The organism is Neoroseomonas rubea, from assembly GCF_016106015.1.
GTDB classification, from domain to species: domain Bacteria; phylum Pseudomonadota; class Alphaproteobacteria; order Acetobacterales; family Acetobacteraceae; genus Neoroseomonas; species Neoroseomonas rubea.
In genome coordinates, this window is sequence record NZ_JACADQ010000646.1 from 1 (window position 1) to 1004 (window position 1004).

Annotated in this window: 1 protein-coding gene; it reads right to left on the reverse strand. The window is 76.8% G+C overall.

The genetic code is table 11. From position 1 onward, the window contains the following. The coding region (locus tag HW577_RS25560; protein WP_198378889.1) for a DUF2339 domain-containing protein at positions 1-1004 on the reverse strand (1004 nt) is incomplete at both ends.

The window sequence follows — 1004 nt, forward strand, 5'->3', positions numbered from 1 at the left end:
TGCTCTTCGGATCTTGCGACCCATCGCGCATCCCACGCGCCGCGGCGCCCACATGCACCGCGGCGACCGCGCAGGCGGCGAGCGCCCAGGCCGGATCCGCCGCGAAGCCGCGCACCCGGGCATAGGCCGCCAGCAGCACCAGCACCGGCACGAAGGCCGCCGTGCCCGACCAGGCGAGCGCGCCGCGCCCTTCCATCGCCAGCCCCGCCAGCAGGTGCAGCGCGCCGAGCAGCAGCGCCACCACCAGGAAGGGCCAGATCGCCGACGGCACCCAGGCGCCGGGGATCACGCCCTGCACCACGCCCTCGATCGTCACGCGTTCCCCGCCCGCCGCGAAGGGCGGCACGAGCCAGACCAGCAGCAGCAGGATCCCCAGGCCCGCGCCGATCCAGGGCAGCCGCGCCAGCGCCGCATCCCGCATCCCCGCCAGCACCGCGATCAGGGCAAGCGCCAGGATGCCCGCCGGTGCCGCGAGACCATCGAACATCATCGCCAGCGGCAGCAGGGCCAGGCCCAGCAGCGCCGGCGGCAGATGCGCCAATCGCCGGCCGAGCGGCGCGGCGAAGGCCTCCCGCGGCAGCAGGAACAGGAAGCAGGCCGCGGCCAGCGGCACGAAGGCGGCCGGCGCCCAATCCTCGTTCCGCGCGGCGACCACGCCGCCCACCAGCACCCAGAGCGCGCCCGCCGCCGTCGCCGACCAGCCGAGCCAGCCCCAGGCCGTCGCGCGCACCACCAGCATCGCCGCCGCCGTCACCACCAGCAGGTAGGCAAAGAGGCCGAACAGCGAGGGGTCCTCCGTCGTCACCAGCGCCGGCGTGACGAAGGCGCCGACGAGCCCCACCACGGCCACGAGCGGCCCGCGCCGGAGCGAGAGCAGCATGCCGAACACGCCCGCCGCCGCCATGGCCGCGAAGCCCGCCAGCGGCGGCAGCAGCCCGTACATGGCCGTCGCGGCGAAGGCCGCGCCGAACAGCGCGGCGACCCCGCCCGCGGCCAGCGCCGGC